The 17,745-nt window shown below is 62.7% G+C and carries 17 protein-coding genes and 1 pseudogene; 8 read left to right on the forward strand and 10 right to left on the reverse strand.

Features of this window, described 5'->3' with window-relative positions; all coding sequences use genetic code 11:
• Positions 1-8: 8 nt before the first annotated feature.
• Positions 9-1,880 (reverse strand): Hsp70 family protein, encoded by a 1,872-nt coding sequence (locus AABE10_RS12705; RefSeq protein WP_342933590.1) that lies wholly within the window; start codon positions 1,878-1,880, stop codon positions 9-11.
• Positions 1,877-2,452, reverse strand: coding sequence for a DUF2760 domain-containing protein (locus tag AABE10_RS12710; RefSeq protein WP_342933591.1), 576 nt, complete (start codon positions 2,450-2,452; stop codon positions 1,877-1,879). Before AABE10_RS12710 ends, AABE10_RS12705 begins: the two co-directional genes overlap by 4 nt.
• A gap of 455 nt (positions 2,453-2,907) precedes the next feature.
• Between AABE10_RS12710 and AABE10_RS12715 the strand changes: the two genes are divergently transcribed.
• Both AABE10_RS12715 and xth read left to right on the forward strand, forming a co-directional pair.
• Positions 2,908-3,306, forward strand: a complete 399-nt coding sequence (locus AABE10_RS12715; RefSeq protein ID WP_342933592.1) for a DUF3597 domain-containing protein — start codon at positions 2,908-2,910, stop codon at positions 3,304-3,306.
• Between the two features lie 96 nt (positions 3,307-3,402).
• A pseudogene (gene xth, locus AABE10_RS12720) lies at positions 3,403-4,185 on the forward strand (exodeoxyribonuclease III); the annotation flags it as partial.
• Positions 4,186-4,469: 284 nt separating this feature from the next.
• Here xth and AABE10_RS12725 read toward each other — a convergent pair.
• Positions 4,470-5,411, reverse strand: coding sequence for an LLM class oxidoreductase (locus tag AABE10_RS12725; RefSeq protein WP_342933593.1), 942 nt, complete (start codon positions 5,409-5,411; stop codon positions 4,470-4,472).
• Positions 5,412-5,699: 288 nt separating this feature from the next.
• On the opposite strand from AABE10_RS12725, the gene AABE10_RS12730 reads away from it, so the two are divergent.
• Positions 5,700-5,978 (forward strand): hypothetical protein, encoded by a 279-nt coding sequence (locus tag AABE10_RS12730; RefSeq protein WP_342933594.1) that lies wholly within the window; start codon positions 5,700-5,702, stop codon positions 5,976-5,978.
• 85 nt (positions 5,979-6,063) lie between these two features.
• Positions 6,064-6,375 (forward strand): superinfection immunity protein, encoded by a 312-nt coding sequence (locus AABE10_RS12735; protein ID WP_342933595.1) that lies wholly within the window; start codon positions 6,064-6,066, stop codon positions 6,373-6,375.
• A gap of 144 nt (positions 6,376-6,519) precedes the next feature.
• On the opposite strand, the gene AABE10_RS12740 is transcribed toward AABE10_RS12735, so the two are convergent.
• Positions 6,520-6,990 (reverse strand): NUDIX hydrolase, encoded by a 471-nt coding sequence (locus AABE10_RS12740; RefSeq protein ID WP_342933596.1) that lies wholly within the window; start codon positions 6,988-6,990, stop codon positions 6,520-6,522.
• A gap of 308 nt (positions 6,991-7,298) precedes the next feature.
• Between AABE10_RS12740 and AABE10_RS12745 the strand changes: the two genes are divergently transcribed.
• Together AABE10_RS12745 and AABE10_RS12750 are read left to right on the forward strand one after the other, a co-directional pair.
• Entirely contained in the window at positions 7,299-9,551 is a 2,253-nt protein-coding gene (locus AABE10_RS12745; protein ID WP_342933597.1) for a S1/P1 Nuclease, read from the forward strand.
• Complete coding sequence (locus AABE10_RS12750) at positions 9,496-9,642, forward strand: hypothetical protein (RefSeq protein ID WP_342933598.1); 147 nt, start codon at positions 9,496-9,498, stop codon at positions 9,640-9,642. The genes AABE10_RS12745 and AABE10_RS12750 overlap by 56 nt, the downstream gene beginning before the upstream one ends.
• Before the next feature lie 16 nt (positions 9,643-9,658).
• On the opposite strand, the gene AABE10_RS12755 is transcribed toward AABE10_RS12750, so the two are convergent.
• On the reverse strand, positions 9,659-10,990 hold the full coding sequence (locus tag AABE10_RS12755; protein ID WP_342933599.1) for a type II toxin-antitoxin system HipA family toxin: 1,332 nt from the start codon (positions 10,988-10,990) through the stop codon (positions 9,659-9,661).
• 2 nt (positions 10,991-10,992) lie between these two features.
• Complete coding sequence (locus AABE10_RS12760) at positions 10,993-11,484, reverse strand: helix-turn-helix domain-containing protein (RefSeq protein ID WP_342933600.1); 492 nt, start codon at positions 11,482-11,484, stop codon at positions 10,993-10,995.
• A gap of 362 nt (positions 11,485-11,846) precedes the next feature.
• Here AABE10_RS12760 and AABE10_RS12765 point away from each other — a divergent pair, with 362 nt between their 5' ends.
• Positions 11,847-13,307 (forward strand): alkaline phosphatase family protein, encoded by a 1,461-nt coding sequence (locus tag AABE10_RS12765; protein WP_342933601.1) that lies wholly within the window; start codon positions 11,847-11,849, stop codon positions 13,305-13,307.
• 108 nt (positions 13,308-13,415) lie between these two features.
• Here the strand turns inward: AABE10_RS12765 and AABE10_RS12770 are convergent, their stop codons facing one another.
• Genes AABE10_RS12770 through AABE10_RS12780 form a run of 3 tightly spaced genes read right to left on the reverse strand, consistent with a single transcriptional unit; the run spans position 13,416 to position 16,292 of the window.
• Positions 13,416-14,669: a patatin-like phospholipase family protein gene (locus tag AABE10_RS12770; RefSeq protein WP_342933602.1), complete on the reverse strand. Its 1,254-nt coding sequence runs from the start codon at positions 14,667-14,669 to the stop codon at positions 13,416-13,418.
• 9 nt (positions 14,670-14,678) lie between these two features.
• Positions 14,679-15,461, reverse strand: a complete 783-nt coding sequence (locus AABE10_RS12775) for a 3-hydroxybutyrate dehydrogenase (protein ID WP_342933603.1) — start codon at positions 15,459-15,461, stop codon at positions 14,679-14,681.
• A gap of 21 nt (positions 15,462-15,482) precedes the next feature.
• Complete coding sequence (locus AABE10_RS12780; RefSeq protein ID WP_342933604.1) at positions 15,483-16,292, reverse strand: acetoacetate decarboxylase; 810 nt, start codon at positions 16,290-16,292, stop codon at positions 15,483-15,485.
• Between the two features lie 513 nt (positions 16,293-16,805).
• On the opposite strand from AABE10_RS12780, the gene AABE10_RS12785 reads away from it, so the two are divergent.
• The gene (locus tag AABE10_RS12785; RefSeq protein WP_281248513.1) at positions 16,806-16,934 is read left to right on the forward strand and encodes a hypothetical protein; all 129 of its coding nucleotides are present in this window, start codon (positions 16,806-16,808) and stop codon (positions 16,932-16,934) included.
• A gap of 105 nt (positions 16,935-17,039) precedes the next feature.
• Here the strand turns inward: AABE10_RS12785 and AABE10_RS12790 are convergent, their stop codons facing one another.
• Positions 17,040-17,678, reverse strand: a complete 639-nt coding sequence (locus AABE10_RS12790) for a LysE family translocator (RefSeq protein WP_342933605.1) — start codon at positions 17,676-17,678, stop codon at positions 17,040-17,042.
• Positions 17,679-17,745 lie beyond the last annotated feature (67 nt).

Raw genomic sequence — 17,745 nt, forward strand, 5'->3', positions numbered from 1 at the left:
CCCTGCGATCAGCCCTGCGCGCCGCCGCGCACGTCGAACTCGACTTTCCAGCGCTCGTCGGTGCCGCGCGGGATCGCTTCGAGTTCGAGCGTGCCCGTTTCCGTCACGCGCGCGTGCAGCTTGACGGGCACGACTTCGCCGACCGTGCGGCCTTCCGCGGGCAGCGACGCCTCGATCTCTTCGAGTTCCTGCAATTCGTCGGGCGACCAGTAGTCGAGCATCGTGCCGACCTGATCGAGACGCCGCACCGACGAGCCGAAGAAGCGAAAGCGCACCGGCTCGCCGACGACGAGGCCGAACTCCTGTTCGGGCAGCGGCGCATCGGTGCCTTCTTCCATGCCGAAGGGCGCGACGCACAGCGCCGAGATGGGCGGCTCCATGCCGGGCACGGCGGGCATCGCCGATTCGATCGCGACGTAGTACGAGCGCGCCGTGCCGCCGCGAATGCGCACGCCGCGCCCGCGCTTCACGTAGCCGTAGTAAGCGGCGCCGCGCGCCACGGCGAGATCGAGATCGGCGCCTTCGAGCAGACGCGCCGCTGCGCCGCCATCGGCCGCGAGCCAGCCGTTGAGCGTCGTCATGATGCGCTCGACGAGCAGCGGCGACTTGAACACGCCGCCGTTGAACAGCACGGCCGTCGGATGCAGGAACGTCGCGTTCGGTTCGAGCGGCAGTTGCCCGGACCCCTGCGACTCTTGCAGTTCCGCGAGCGCCGCGACCTGGCGGCCGAGGAACGCGGCGAGATGGCGCGTGATGCCCGCGTCCTGCGCGTACGGCAGACCAAGTTGCGTGAGGCCGGCGCGCGTGCGGGCGATGGGCCGCGCCGATGCGTCGACTTGCGGAAAGAAGCCTTCGAGAATGGTCTGCGTGAGCTCGTCGCGCGTGAGTTCGGTGCGGATCGATCCGCCGATCAGCTTCGAGCCGCGGCTCGGCACGACGAGCGGAACGGCATCCGTCGACGGATCGGACAGCAGCGTTTCCTTCGCGCCCCGGCACGCGTAGGTGAGGGCGCGCAGTTGCCACGGATCGGCCTGCGTGCCTTGCGACGCGAGCTTGCGCGCGACGACGTGCGCGAGCGCGAGGTCCATGTTGTCGCCGCCGAGCAGGATGTGATCGCCGACGGCGACGCGATGCAGTTCGAGATTGCCTTCGCGCTCGATCACGGCGATCAGCGAGAGGTCGGTCGTGCCGCCGCCCACGTCGACGACGAGAATGATGTCGCCGATCCTGACCTGCTTGCGCCACGCGCCGTCGCTCTTCTGGATCCAGCTATAGAGCGCTGCCTGCGGCTCTTCGAGCAGCGTCATCTGGCCGCGGTTTTGACCGTATCCGGCGGCGTTGGCGGCTTCCGCCGTCAGCTCGCGCGCGGCGGGATCGAACGACGCGGGAATCGTCACGGTGATTTCCTGGTCGTCGAACGGCGCGTCGGGGTGCGCGTGGTTCCACGCTTCACGCAGATGCGTCAGATAGCGCACCGAGCTTTCGAGCGGCGACACGCGCGTCACTTCTGGCGGCGCGTCGCTCGGCAGAATCGCCGCGCGCCGGTCGACGCCCGGATGGCACAGCCAGCTTTTCGCGCTCGACACGAGGCGGATCGGCGTGCCCGCGCCACGGCTGCGCGCCATTTCGCCGACGACGAACTCGCGCTCGCCCGTCCACGGCAGCGCGAGATCGCCGGGCGTCAGTTCGCTCGCATGCGGCAGGTAGAGGAACGACGGCAGCAGATCGAGATCTTCGATCGCGCCGGGCGCCGTGAGTTGCGTGACGGGCATCACGCGTTGCTCGGTCTTTTCGCCGTCGCTTGCGGCGAGATCGACGTAGGACAGCGCGCAGTGCGTCGTGCCAAGATCAATGCCGATCGAATAGCGCGGATCGCTCATAGTTCCACCTCGGCGGGAGCGAGCACGGTCGCGTCGTGGCTTTGCGTGAGCTTCGGCAGGCGCACTTCGGCGACGCGCCAGCCGCGATGGCTGATGCTGCCCGTGAACGGCGCCTTGCCGACGACGTTGCCCGTGAGGCGGATCGCCGTCGCGTCGAAGCCGTCGTTGATCGTCACGCGGCTGCCTTCCGCTTCGTCGCGCACCGGACGGATCGTGAAGTGCTCGCGCAGCGTCGCGCGGCAGCCGTCATGCACGAGGCGCGCGGCGGCGCCGATGTCGGCGTCTGAATACTTCGCGATGTCCTCTTCGACGAAATCGATGAAGCGCGCATCGCGTTGCAGGAGACCCAGCAACTGAAGCGCGGCGTCGGGCGTGGCTTCCTTGATCACGGGCGCAGGCTTGGGCGCCGGTGCGGGCGCGGGTGTCGCGACGGGAGCCGCAGCCGGAGTGGGCGCCGCGCCGCTGCGCAGCCGCAGCACGCTTGCGGCGAATTCGCGGTCGCCGAGGATGCTGAAAAATGTGCCGAAGGCAAGCGATAGCCTGCTCATCAGCGAAACGTTCGGTTCGGTCATGAAAGATCGCTCCTGATTCTCTGGATACTGCCGCGCCGCGCGATGCCGCGCGGCCGCATGGGGTTCGGGGCGGATGGCCGTGGCCGCCGTGGCCGCTGGAAATGGGCGGCTATGCGTGCCATATGCGCGCGAAACGCGCGCCAAATCCGCGTCAAAAGCGGTATTTTGCCTTGTTATGAGCCGACGACGGCTCAGAGTCTGATTCCGACACGAGAATGGCGGCCGGATTTTACGTCCTCAAGTAAGAATAAGCCGCATCGTCCTGTCATTTTTTGCGGAGAGGATAGCGGTTCGAGCGGGCATCGAGCGCATCGATTGCCTACAATCTCCACCGGACGCGTTACATGCGTCGATCCCGCGAAATTCCCATGAGGCGGATGTTCGGAGCCGTTTCGTCGAGTGCGGCGCCGTCGCCTTCAACCGATTGCGTTCAACCGATTGTCTGGAGGAAAGCCATGAGCATTTTCAGCACGATCCTCAGCAAGATCTTCCCGTCTAGCCATCCCGCCGTGCAGGCCGCAGCGGCGACGCCCGAAGCCGCGCCCGCCGATGCACCTGCCGCAGCGCCTGCCGCGCCCGCCGCCGCGCCGGCCGAACCCGTCGATGTGGAGGCCATCCTGACCTCGCTCGCCGATCAGAATCCGGAAAAGCTGAACTGGCGCACGTCGATCGTCGATCTGATGAAGCTGCTCGGGCTGGACAGCAGTCTCGCCGCGCGCAAGCAGCTGGCCGAGGAACTCAAGTACAGCGGCGATACCAGCGACTCGGCTTCGATGAACATCTGGCTGCACAAGCAGGTGATGACGAAGCTCGCTGAAAACGGCGGCAAGGTGCCCGACGATCTGAAGAACTGATAGAGCCGATCGAACCGACAGACGCGGTCGAGCCGATCGGCCGCGTTCGGACCGCGCGGCGCGCGTGGGTATGGCACTTGCGGGTGCCCGACGATCATGAAGCTCGCGACGTTCAACATCAACGGCATTCGTTCACGGCTTCCCGCGTTGCTCGACTGGCTGAAGCGGGAAGCGCCCGACATCGTGTGTCTTCAGGAGCTGAAGACGCCCGACGCGAGCTTCCCCAAGAGCGAGATCAACGCGGCCGGCTATGGCGCGATCTGGCATGGGCAGGTGTCGTGGAACGGCGTCGCAATTCTCGCGAAGGACTGCGAGCCCATCGAGACGCGCCGCGGCCTGCCGGGCGATCCCGACGATACGCATAGCCGCTATATCGAAGCGGCCGTCGACGGTCTGCTGGTCGGTTGCCTGTATCTGCCGAACGGCAATCCGCAGCCGGGGCCGAAGTTCGACTACAAGCTCGCGTGGTTCGAGCGCCTGATCACCTATGCGAAAAAGCTCGCCGACAGCGGGCATCCCGTCGTGCTGGCGGGCGACTACAACGTCGTGCCGACCGATTTCGATATCTACAATCCGCGCTCATGGCTCAAGGATGCGCTGCTGCAACCGGAGAGCCGCGAGTGCTATGCGCGCCTGCTCGCGCAAGGCTGGACGGATGCGTTGCGCGCGCGCTTTCCCGACGAACAGGTCTTTACATTCTGGGATTACTTCCGACAGCACTGGGAAAAGAACTCGGGGCTGCGCATCGATCATCTGCTGCTGAGCAAACAGGTCGCCGCGAAAATGCGCGATGCGGGCGTAGACCGTTGGGTGAGAGGCGAGCCGCATGCGAGCGACCATGCGCCAGCGTGGGTCGATCTGGATTTCGGCGGGCAGCGCGGCGGGCAGCGCGGCGCGGTTGGGCGGGCGTCGTTGGGAAACAGCGACGCTGATGAAGGTGCAGAAGGTGGACGCAGTGCGAGCGCGAAGGCGGCTGTGAAGAAAAGTGCGGCGACGAAGAGTGCAGCGAAGCAAAGTGCAGTGAAGCAAAGTGCGGCGAAACAAAGTGCCGTGAAGGAAAGTGCGACGAAGAAGAATGCAACGAAGAACAGTGCAGGGAAGCAAACTGCAGCGAAGAAAAGTGCAGTGAAAAAGTAGCAGCACTTGCCTCGCGCACGGCGACATCACGTGTGGAAATGCGGCAGGACGTCAGCGGCCAATTCCTCGATCACATCGCGCACAGGGCGATCGGAAGTCAAGTTCAGCGTCACGTGATGCGTGCCGTTGTCGCGCATATCCCGTAGTAATTCAAGCAGCGCGTCCCGTCCCGCGCGATAGCCGAGCGGGAGCGGCATAGCGCGTTCATACGGATCGCTGCTCAGATCGAGCCGCATTGCAACGCCGAACGCGCGAAAGCCGGGCGCCGGCAGACGTTCGACGGCCGCGCGCCACATGCTATGTCTCGCGCGCTGGGTTTCCGGCTCGCGGTGATACGTCATCCAGCCGATCGAATGTCTGGCGATCCAGTCCACGCTCTGTCCACCGGAGCCGACGGCAAGCATCGGCACGGGCGAAGGCGGCTGCGGCAAGAGCATGAATTCGGGCGCGTCTTGCGGACGACCATCCGCCACCACGCGCGGCGCTTCGCCTAGCGCCGCCGCAACAGTTTCCCAATGCACGCGATAGAGTTCGCGGCGCTCTTCGACATCTCGCCCGAACGCCGCGTATTCGGGCGGCCGGTCGCCCGAACCCAGCCCGAGGATGACGCGGCCATTCGACAGCGTGTGCACGGAGCCCGCGCCCTTCGCGATATGCAGTGGATGACGCAGCGTCAGCACGATCGCGCCGCTGGCGAGCGCGATCTGTGTCGTGTGCATCGCGAGTGCGCCGAGCAGCACCCACGGATCGAGATGACCGACGGGGTCGGGATAGTCCGCGCTGTTCAACGGCACATCGCGCACCCAGAGCGCGCGGAAACCGAGTGCATCCGCAAGCGCGGCGAGTTCCACCTGCTCGCGGAAGTCCGCGACGATATCGCTCGCGCGCAGCAACGGCAGCGTCAGTCCGATCGACAGGCGGCCTTCCGAAAACACCAGGCGTTCCGTAGTGGATGCAATTGAATTCATGAACGTGCGCCACCGGCTACCGCGACGCTTGTGACGGTGAACGGAAGCCGATCCTAGCATCGGCGCGCGAATCGCACCGGCAACGGGCACGACGACCCTGAGAACCGCATGGGCAATGCATCCGCATCGACGCGTGGCTTTTCCCATTGTTTGAAAAACGGGAACTGTGATTTCAATCTATGAGCATAGAAGTTTGATAGGACTCGCCTAAACTCATCCTCAACCGACGCCGCGCCAGAACATCCGGTTGCGACGCGTTCCTGATTGAACACTTTCCGGAGTCACGTCATGAAAACCCGTCTTATCGCAGCTTTGCTCGTCGCCGTATCCGCTGCCGTTGCCGCACCGGCTTTCGCGTCGGGCTATGGTCCCGCACCGTTCTACCATCCGTCCGTTGGCGCGCCGGCTTCACAACGCGGCGTCAGCGCTCAGACGATTGCGGCAGAACGCAACCAGGCTGTCGATGCGAACAGCGCTGTTGGCGGCGTGGCCGATACATCGTCGGCATCGGGCAGCCGTCAGCCGGCTGAAGCCGCTCGCGAAGCGAACGTGTTCAAGGGCCACTGATTGACGCACGCGGCGCGTGCAGCGCGCCGCTCAAACGGCGATAGCGATGATCGCGACGATCGCGAACACGGCAGGAGGTCATAGCATGAAAGCGTTTTTCGAAGGACTGGTGTTGCTGGCAGCAGTGATCGTGTATTTCCTGCCTGCCATCGTCGCCGATGCACGCGAGCGCGACGACGCGTTCGCACTCACGGTATTCAACGTGCTGTTCGGCTGGACGGTGATCGGCTGGATTGCGGCATTCGTGTGGGCGCGCCATCGCGTGAGCGAGAAGCGGCTCGCGAATGTGGCGACGAAAACGCGCCGCTCGCTGGGTCGAGTGACGATCGCAAAGCTCGTCGCGCGCTCGCACCGTGCGCGTCTGGCGCGGCGTCAGTCGACGGTATCCGTGCTGTAAAGTCTGGTAGAGGTAGATGAAGCCGCCGGTCTCAGAGGCCGGCGGTTTTGTTTTTTGCGGAAGACGGAAGCGCTTCCGCGAACGTCACTAAAGCCGCATTCGTGCACACAGTCAATACGCGTTCGGATCTGAACCGGCTGTCGATCACAACGCAGGCGTCCACCTGTTCAGCCCTACATCGTGCAACGCGTCGCGCAGATTCTGCACGAATGCGTCCGCGCGCTGGTGCCGGCTCTGTTCGCGTGGATCGTAGCGGCGATTCAGCGCGAGCACATCGATGATGCCTCGCGTCGAAACGCTCGTATCGAGATCGGAGATGTCGGTGACTTTGGCCCACGTGCAGCGAGTGATTTCGTTGCTGGGCACAGGCGATTGCCGCTCGTCGATATGTGCGGCGAACACGTGATGACAGGTGCGCGTGCCCGCGAATGCGAACAGGTACTGCATGCCGATGGGATGAAGGCGTGTCTCTTCGATCAATTCGCGCGCAGCGGCCGCTTCGAATGACTCACCGACTTCAGGCTTGCCGCCCGGCAGCGACCAGCGTGAATTCGCCTTGCCGACCAGCAGAATGCGTGTGCCCACCCGGCATACAACAGTCGCACGTTGCTTCACAGTGTCTCTTCCAGTAGGGCCGCGATAGCACGAATTTGAGCACGCCGCGTGCCGCGCGATGCGATGGCGCTCTCAGCCGCCATTCGACCATATTGTCCGATGATGGTGCGTACCGCGCGTGACATCTTTATGACAGCACTCACCGGAATGACGCAACGCTGACACACGCATCGGAGAACCTTGATCGCGACCACGCGCCGCCGCGCGCGATGCCACGTGAAGCGTGGCATCGAACCTTGTTGGCGGCGTGCCTGCAACGACCGGTCGAAGCGGCCGGCGAGCGTCGAGGTGAATCGATGAATCCACTCATGAACCCACTGTCCACGCAGCGCAATTTTCAGAGCCTGTCGTTGAAGGATCTGCTCGAAGCGCGCGATCTGTATCACTGGCATCTGTCGAACAAGGCCAATGTGGTCGGCACGGCCGTCGGGCTGTATCTGATCCGCACCGATGAACCGTGGCCCGACCAGCACGCCGACACAAACGGCCACGATGCGCGCAACGGCAAGGCGAAGGGCATACGGACATTCGACAACTCGGAGGTGCGGCCGTATTCATGGCCCGCCGTGATCGTGCTGGTACGGGACTGGATCGATGCGACGGAATTCGGTCACGGCAAGGTCGATCCCGATCACATGGTGCCGCGCACGCTTTACATGCCCGACGGCCGCGCGGTGCCCGTCTGTGTGGTCGCCGTCGAGCCGACCGCGCCCGCGACGAGCGCCCCGACGGATGTTCGCTGGCCTTCGACATACATCGGCGGCGGCTGCCCGTTGATCGCGGATGCACAGGGCGTCGAGCGCGCGGCGAGCGTCGGTTGTCTCGTCACCGATGGACATACCGTCTACGCGCTCACCAACCGGCACGTGTGCGGCGAACCCGGCTCGTCGGTGAAGGCGCTGTTGCGCGGCGCGGTTTCGGAAGCGGGCATTGCATCGGACCGGCAACTGACGCGCGAGCCGTTCACCGATGTGTTTCCCGGGTTCGCAGGCAACCGCAGTTACATGACGCTCGATATGGGGCTCGTCGAAGTGCATGACGCCAACGACTGGTCGAGCCAGCCATTCGGTATCGAAGGCACGATCGGGAACATCGTCGACCTGAACGAGCTGAGCCTCAACCTGCAATTGATCGATCAGCCGGTGACGGCGTTCGGTAGCGCATCGGGCGCGCTCGACGGCACGATCAAGGCGCTCTTCTATCGTCACAAGTCGCTTGCGGGCTACGACTACGTATCGCAGTTTCTGATCGCGCCTGCCAACGGCCGTCCGCAAACGCAGCCCGGCGATTCGGGCACGTTGTGGTATCTGGTGTCGCCGGAAAGTACGGAAGACGAAAAAGGAACGCGCAACGGATCCGCAGAGACCGCGCGTAACGCGAGTAACGGCAGTAATAGCAGTAACGGCAGTAACGGCAAGAAGCGCAACGCCGTAAAGACCCCACGCCGCCTTTGTCCGCTTGCGGTCGAATGGGGTGGCCAGGCGCTCGCGAGCGATGGCGGCCGGCGGCTGAACTATGCGCTCGCAACGGGATTGAGCACGGCGTGTCAGCTGCTCGACGTCGATCTCGTGCGCGAGCATAACGTCGGCGCGAATCCGTTCTGGGGACAAACGGGCCACTACAGCATCGCGACGGCGGCAATCGAGTCCGTCAAGGAGGGACCGCTGCATGATTTCCTCGATGCTAACGTCGAGCGCATCAGCTTTCGGCCGAACGAACTGACGCCGGAGCAGATCCGCGAGAAGCTCGCGCGCGGCGATTTCGTCGAGCTCGCGGACGTGCCCGATCTCGTCTGGAAAAAGACGTCCGATCGCGTGCCCGGCGGGCGCGACTACGCGCAGAACGCGGGCCCAGAGCATCCGAATCACTACGCCGACATCGATCAGCCCAACGTTGACGGCAAGACGCTGCGCGACATGACGCTCGATGACACCGCCAACATGAGCGTGGCCGTATGGCAGAAGTGGTATGCGGACGAAGGCGAAAAGGACGCGCGCAATGAAGGTCTGCTGCCGTTTCGCGTGTGGCAGATTTTCGACGAGATGATCGCGCAACTGAAGGCGCGCAACGACACGAAGTTCCTGTGCGCAGCGGGCGTGCTCGCGCATTACGTCGGCGATGCGTGTCAGCCCTTGCACGGCTCGTATCATTCGGACGGCTACAAGGATGCCCCCGGCGCAACTGCGAAGAAATGGCCCGGCAAGGGCGTGCATTCGACCTACGAGGACAAGATGGTCGACCGTCATTCAAGTGATCTGCTGCCGCAGATCGGACCACAGGCGAAAGCGTTCAAAGGCAAGATTCCCGCGATCGAGACCGGCCGCGATGCCGCGTTCGCGACCGTGACGTTGATGAGCGAGGCAGCGCGAATCCTTCAGCACGCTGATCGACGAGTACATCCGTTTGGGCGGGGGAAGTTCGGCACGTGTCGTCGATGGTTTATGGACGGCCTTCGGCGCGGATACGGCGAAGCTGATGGGTGCGGGCGCACGCTTTCTCGCTGCGATGTGGGAGGCCGCGTATGCCGTCGCCGATACGTCGCTGCCTGCGGGCGCGCGTGAAATCGGCGAGCAGGCGCTCGCGCACGTGTATCAGGACAAGACGTTCGTGCCGTCGCTGACTATCGACAAGATCGGATCGGTGACCGGTTGAGCCTTTCATCGCGGCGCTACATCGCCGCGAGTTTCCTGCTCTGTTTGAGCAAGCCATCGAATATCGCGGACGCGAGGTCTTGCGGGAAAGCAGCGGGCAGTTGTGCTGCCACGCTTTCGATGACTTGCTGCGTGTCATTCGTCACCGACGCGATCAGCGCATCGACGCCATCGGGCGCGAGGCCAACCTGCTGCCCCTGCGCGATCCAGTGCCGCCGCACGATCTGCGCGATCAGATAGTGATTGCTCGTGCCGCGCACGGCCATCGCCATTTTCGCTTTCTGCATCGGAATGCGGTTCGCGCCGCGCCCGATGATGGGATGCGCGGACAGTACGTCGTATAGCGGCGTCGCGCGATAACGGTTGCCCGGTAGATGCGCGATGCTGAAGTTCTTCGCGTGACCGTCGGTGGCCGCGAGCAGCCAGAAGATCAATTGCGTCTTGAAGAAACGCGTGCTGTCGGTCGCGGCGACGACGGAGCCCGCCAGTATCTCCATCACGGTGTCGATGCCGGGGCCACCGTCGGTCTGGTACTTCACGATGGGCGGCGTCCCTGTCGCCTGGCACATGTCTTCCTGCGGCAGGCGCACAATCCACGTGCCGTCGCTGGAAAGCCGACGATCGAAGCGCTCGACGACGAGCGCCTTCTGATCGCCGAAAAGCGCGATCTCGCACGCGGCGACGGGCAGTCCGTACGCTTCGACGATCTTCGAGCAAAGCCATTCGTTTTCGACCGACGTGCGCATGTCGGCGCGCATGTTGCCGACGAGCCCCAGCGGGAGCTTGAGAATGTGCGTGGTGGGCGTGCTGCCCGAGGGCAACACCCAGCGGCCCTTGTGACGCAGCAGCGCTGTCTTTTCCTGCGCGCCGGCGATGGACAGACGCAAGTCGCCCGCCTGATCGCGCTGGCCAAGCGGCGCGGCCGACGTCGTGTCGCGCAGCAGGCGGCCAATGTCGTCGTCGGTGAGCGTCTCGCCGCCGATGCGGTAGAGGTCGGCGGGAGCTTCGCCAGGCGGCAGCATCTGGATCGCGCCGACGCAGTCGCGCCCGAGCGTCGCGAGCAGATCGAACGGCGCCGTGCTGCCCGGGCGATAGCGCTGCGCCATCCGTCGCCGGATCGGCTCGCTGTCGGGCAACAGGTTGTCGAAGAACGCCGACACGACGGCGCCGCGATAAGGCTGATTGCCGGGCGTGAACGGCAACGAAAGCGACAACGGACGGCCCTGTTCATCGGCGATCCAGTCGTCCAAGTAGACGAGCCGCTCGCCGCCGCCGGCCTTTTCCCAGTAGCCGACGGCGAGGCCGTTCATCCACAGGTCGAGTCGTTGTGTCTGTGAACCGCGCCGCATGCTTACCAGTTCTCGCGCTTTTTCGGTGGCGTTGCCGCTTGCTTCGCCTTGACGGGGGCGGGCGTTTTTCGGCCGGACGTGGTCTTGCTCGCGGCCATGCGGGCGCCCGGCGCTGCCGTGGCCGGCTGCGCCCGCTTGCCCGTCGTGCGTGCGGGGGCCTCGCGTTTCGTCCCGGCTTTGCGGGGCGTTGCCGGGCGAGTCTTCGATACGTTTCCGTTAGCGGCTGCGCGATTCGACGACGCCATCTTTGCGGCGGGCGCCGTGTTTGCCGGCGACGGCGCATCCTGACTGAGCGTAATGCCGGCGTTCAACAGCCGCAAAACCCTGAACAGCCGCTCGACCCCGGCCGCCGCAGGATTCGCCTCGAACTGCGCATAGCTCTGCTGCGTGATGCCGAGCCGCTCGGCGAGCATGGCCTGCGTGAGTCCCGCGGCCTTGCGAAAGCCGCGCAGAACGGGCCGCAACTGGCTGAGCGTCTTGACGGAATAGTCCACGGCGGGCCTCGAAAGGAGACGGTTGAAGGCGGACAGGCGAGGGCGCGCGTGCGTCGCTGCCTGTCGGTCAGGATACAGGTCAAAACCTGTATTGGCAATATACAGTCTTTAGTCTGTAAAGAGGAAATACAGCCTTGAAACTGTATCGATGCGCATGCCTCCACACGGCTTTCCCGCATTCCGCGCGGCATGAAATGCGCATGCCGCATCGGGAAAGGACCAGGGAATCCACTGACACGGATCGCGTGCCCATCCGCGACGTCCGGGAACGCCAAGTGCTGACGACGCTTGTCCGTCCGCTCGATCCGTCGACAGCGACCTCAACGGCACCCCCGACAGCCCTTACAACAACGGAGAACGACATGAGCGATCATCAGTCTTCGAATGCACCCGATCCCACACGCCGCAAGTTACTGGCTGCGCTCGCGGGCACCGTCGCGTTGTCGGCTTGCGGCGGCGGGGGAGGCGAGCCGTCGGGCAGCTCGGGGGCGACGAGCGGCATTCCGCCCGATCGCGCCAATCTGCCGAGGCCCGCGTTGCCGGACCCGGCCACGTCAGGCGTCGATCACATCGTGCTCGTCACGATGGAGAACCGCTCCTTCGATCATATGTTCGGCTGGATTCCGAATGCGGAACATCAGCAGAACCGCCAGTTCCCCGATGCATTCGGACAGACTCAGTCGTCGTTCGCATTGACGTCGAACGCGGCATACGGATTCCAGGCCTGCTCGTTTTCCGATCCGAACCATCAGTACAGCGCCGGCCGCACGCAACTCGCCAATGGCGCGATGAACGGCTTCCTGCTGACGCCCGGCACGAGCCTCGCACGTGGCGATCTGCTGCCCATCGGCTATTTCGGCGCGGCCGATCTCGACTTCTATCGCGGCGCCGTCACGCAGTACACGGTTTGCGATTACTACATGTCGGGGGTTCTGTCCGCCACTTTTCCAAACCGTCTCTATCTGCACAGCGGGGAAACCGACCGTCTCGACGACAGCACCGATACCTGTTCGCTGCCGACCATCTGGGACCGCCTCGATGCGAAGAACATCTCGTCGAGCTACTACTTCCACGACGTGCCGTTCACTGCGTTGTATGGCTCGCGTTATGTCGGCCGCTCAAAGCTCTTCGCGAATTTTCTTACGGATGCGGCATCGGGCAATCTGCCGTCGTTCTGCATGGTCGATCCGAGTTTCGCGGGAGAAGCGCAGGGCACGTCCAATGACGATCACCCGCATGCGGACGTGCGCAACGGCCAGGTCCTGCTCGGCCAGATCTACGACGCGTTGCGCACCGGGCCGAAGTGGAGCACGACGCTGATGATCCTCGTCTACGACGAATGGGGCGGTTTCATGGAGCATGCAGTGCCGCCCGTCAGGCCTGTGTCGACGGCTGAAAAGGGTGTGGGCAACGACGGCCGCCTGGGCTTTCGCGTGCCGTGCATGATGCTCGGACCACGTACGCGCGCGAACATGGTGTCGCGCTATCCGTTCGATCCCAGCTCGATCCATCAACTGCTCGCGTGGCGCTTCGGCATCGATCCTGTGGGCGTGCGCGCAACCGACCCCGCGACTTTCAACATGGCCTACGCGCTGGATTTCAGCGATGCCGCGCGAACCGATGCGCCCTCCATCGCCGTGACGCAAGGAGCCTTCGGTGTTGAATGCTCGGCGGCGGGCATCATACCGGGGCTCGGCGGCGTCGATCGCGGCCAGCAGCTTCCGTCGAGCGCGGCATCTTCGACGGCCGTCAATCCGCCGGGCGGCCGCTTTGCAGATTTGCGCGCGAAAGCGACTGCGCTAGGTTTTCCAGGTGGAATGTAAATTTTGCGCGGCTTAGGTGAGCATTTGGCGGCTCGAGAAAAATACGGCTCTGCAACATGCATATTGCAGAGCCGTGTTTCATCTAGAGCAAATTGAATCGAAAAGTACTCAGGCTGCTTCCTTGCGGTTCTTGCCCGGCAATGATTCGACAGTGCTCTTGTCGGACTGCGGCACCGATCCGACGGGGCGGTGCACGTCGTGCGTCGCGAAACCCTGTTCACGACTCGGCACATCGAACCACTCGCGATGCGAGAACGAATCGCGAATGTCGTCGAGTCCACTTTGCCAGTGCTCGAGCATCGTATCCATGCTGAACTCGTAGTCCTTGTAGTGACCTTCGTATGGCTTGTTCTTGTAGATCAGATGCACGACGTTGATCGCGCTGCCATCCGCCGCTGCTTCTGCAAGCCGGAATAGCGGGTCCGCTTTCAGCACCGACGTAGGCACATGTTCGAGCAGTTCCTTGATAAAGCGCGCGTGCTTTTGCCGTTCCGCAAGCATGTTGGTAATCGCGCGAGTCCGGCTCGAGTACTGGATGTCTTTTGCGCGCTCCGATATGTCGAGAAAATCGCCCGGCGCATTGCCTTTCGCACTCCACAAATCGACCTGAAAGACCAGCGTGTCCTTGTGATCCGAATCGCGCAGAACTTCCGTGAGCGGCGTGTTAGAAACGAGTCCGCCATCCCAGTAGTATTCCCCGTCGATCTCGACAGCAGGAAAGCCCGGCGGCAATGCGCCCGATGCCATGAAGTGCTCCGGCGCGAGCCGCATTTTCGCGTTGTCGAAGTATGTGAGATTACCCGTGCGCACATTCACGGCGCCCACGGACACACGAATCTTGCCGTCGTTGATGCGATCGAAATCGGCGTACTGCTGCAACGTTGCCTTGAGCGCGGCCGTGTCGTAGTAGCTGACACGGCTCGGGTCCAGCTTCGCGAGCCCGGCAACGGGCAACGGAAAGCGCGGCGCGAAAAATCCCGGCTGACCTTCCGTCAGTGCGCGGCCCGCAGCCCACATGCTGGCCCACTTGCGCGACAGGTCATGCAAGCCAAAACCGGGCAGCGTCCACTTACTGACGCTGCCGATCCAGTCGAGCGGATGGCAGATCGCATTCCAGAATCCGCGTAACGCTTCCACGCGTTTTTCCGGCGCATTGCCCGCGATGATCGCCGTATTGAGCGCACCAATCGACACGCCCGCGATCCAGTCCGGCTCGACATTCGCCTCGGCTAGTCCTTCGACCACACCCGCCTGATACGAGCCGAGTGCTCCGCCGCCTTGCAGCACGAGCGCGATCTCGTCGTAGCGCGGCAACACAAAGGCATCCGGCCGCGCGCTGATTTTTTTTGTGTCGCTGCGCATGCAAGCTCCTTACTGCATCGACCAGCCGTGGCTGACAATCACCGACTGTCCAGTCAGTGCCGCCGATTCGAAACCTGCGAGGAACGCAACCGTATTGGCGACGTCGTCGACCGTCGTGAATTCGCCGTCCACGGTTTCCTTCAGCATCACGTTCTTCACGACTTCTTCCTCGGTGATGCCGAGTTCCTTTGCCTGTTCGGGAATCTGCTTCTCGACGAGCGGCGTACGGACGAAGCCCGGGCACACGACATTCGCGCGCACGCCACGCGGACCGCCTTCCTTCGCGACGACGCGAGCGAGACCCAGCAGGCCGTGCTTGGCCGTGACATAGGCCGACTTCAGCTTCGACGCTTCATGCGAGTGGACGGAGCCCATATACACGATCGAGCCACCGCGCTTGCTGTCGTACATGTGCCGGATGGCCGCTTTCGTGGTCAGGAACGCGCCGTCCAGATGAATCGCGAGCATTTTCTTCCAGTCGGCGAACGCGTAGTCCTCGATGGGCGCGACGATCTGGATGCCCGCATTCGACACGAGCACGTCAATACCGCCGAGTTGCTTCACTGCGCTTTCGACGCCTGCATTAACAGCTTCTTCGTTCGTCACGTCCATTGCAACGGCGATTGCCTTGCCGCCCGCAGCGACGATGCTTGCCGCGACTTTCTGCGCGGCATCGAGATTCAGATCGGCAATGACGACGCAAGCGCCGAGGCTCGCCATTTTGCGCGCGCACTGTTCGCCGATACCGCTTGCTGCGCCCGTGACGAGCGCGACCTTGTTTTGCAATGACATATTCTTTTCCCTGTGAATGGTTTAGAGAGCGAGTTCGAGTGCGTCGTCATTCGACTTCTTGGCGGTCTGCGCAGTAGTTTGCGCAGGCGCGAGATAGTCGAACGCCACTTCGCCGATATCGAGCGTGAGATTCGCAATCACGTGACGCGCGCCGATCACGCGCTTGACAGGCAACTCCGCGATAGGTGCAAGCGCATGCGGATGCAATTCGAGCGCGGCAGGGCCGCTCCATGCGCCGAGCACCGTCACGTCGCGCAGATAGAAGCGCACGAGTTCGCAAATGCGCGCGCTGCCGTCGACATGCGGAATCACCTTGAGCAAATAGTTCGGCGTGTCGGCGAGCTTGGCGTGCTCCGCTTCGATGTCGAGCATCCGGTGCTTGTAGCCCATCGTGCCCGTCGCAATGCGTTGCGTGCCGTAGTCGAGCGTGCCGAGCAGCGTGTCGTTGCCGTCGACGCTCAGCTTCGGTCGCGCGAGCTTCTTCGGAAAGCCCCAGATTTCACGGCCGCCGGCAATCGGGCCTTCGTCGTCGAGGTACATCGAGTGCGTGTAATTCCCAAGACGTCCTTCCATGTCGCGCACGGAAATCACCTGACCGCTTTCTGTGTAGTCGCCAAAGCCCGACGAGTCCGGCATGCGGATGAATTCGTAATGGACCAGCGCGTTTTCCGGCTTGAGGGGCTCCGGTACAACGGCGCGCAACACGTCCATGTCCGTTTCATACGAAATGATGAAGTACTCGCGATTGAGAAAACGGAATGGCGGGCGAGGATAGGCGGGATTGTGGACGGGCATCGCAAAAGCAGATTGCCGGATCGACTTGATGTCCATACTTTTCCTTTGAGCGATAGGCGTTGTTGGAGCACGGCGAATCTTAGAGCAAAAGCATTTGCACGATCACATTAATTTTTCCAATAGACCGTTGGTTCAAACGCAACAGTACGCAAGGCTTTCAATTCGATTCGTTAAATGAAAGATCATTGTGAAATCCGGCATGACTTCTTTGCGGGAGCGAAATGAACCCATCGGCGGAATTGAAATATTGCTGTCACGTGACGGTGCTGTTCGATGAGACGCCACGCGCATGAATATATTGAGGTATCCGATTTATCTGGTTGACTCAACTTCTGTCGCGCGCAACTGCTGGTTGTGGGCGCATTCGGTTTCACAAGAAAGCAATTGCACCCGCTAAACGCATATCGCAGATGATGAAGGCAATGTGTAAGGTTGTGTCACCAGTTTGGGGAAGAGTTTGATTGATTTGTTGCACCGCGTCATGCGTACGGATATACTAGGGTTATTACTTAGGGTATTACCCGCAGTTACTCGTTTAAGGAGTCCACCATGCAACAAGCTACGACCGCCGCTGCCTCGTCCACGAACTGGCTCTCGCGTCTGCGCGAACTCGCCATCCGCGCTGTCGAACTGCATCTGCAGCATTGCGCCGTGCTGGCCGAAGCCTATCGCCGCTAAGCATTCGCCGCTGGGCATTCCGCATAAAAAAGGGAGTACGAGCTGTACTCCCCTTTGTTCATCAGCGTTCTACAGGCGTTTGATGCGGCCTTTATATGTTTGCGGTCAGATTCCCGCCGACCTCGCCGCGAAAATCAACCGGAGTCCGAGCGCCGCGATCGCAGTCGCGGCAATCCGGTCGATCCATTTCTTCGCGCGCAAATAGACTTCGCGCGGGCGCCGGCTCGAAAAGCACAGCGCGACGATCGTGTACCAGCCGACCTCCACCGAAAAGACGAGCGGCGGCAGCACGAAATAGCACCACACAGGCGGATGCTGCGGCAGCAGTGCCGCAAAGATACTGCCGTACCAGATCGCCGTTTTCGGATTGCTGAGCTGCGTTGTCAAGCCGATCCAGAACGATTTCCTGGCGCTACGGCCGTGCGCCGCGTCGGGACTATCCATCGCGACAGGCTGAGTCGCGCCGCGCCAGATCTTCGACGCGATATAGACCAGGTACAGCCCGCCCGCAACTTTCAGTGCGATATAAAGCCATTCGACGGCAACCAGTAACGTATAAAGCCCGGCGAGTGCGATACCGCCAAAGAAAATACCGCCGACGCCCATGCCAAGCGCAGTCGAAAGTCCGTCGCTGCGAGACAGGCTGATCGAATTTCGCGCGACAAGAACGAAACTCGGCCCGGGAATCATCGCGCCCAGCAGCAACGCGACAAGAATGGCAAGCACAGCGGCGGATGCGGACATCGATTTGTCTCCTCGATAAGGTGGCCATATTGCTCGAACGATGGCCTCGCGAACCATGTGTCGGCTC

Origin of the sequence: Paraburkholderia diazotrophica, from assembly GCF_038900755.1 — a bacterium.
GTDB classification, from domain to species: Bacteria; Pseudomonadota; Gammaproteobacteria; order Burkholderiales; family Burkholderiaceae; genus Paraburkholderia; species Paraburkholderia diazotrophica_A.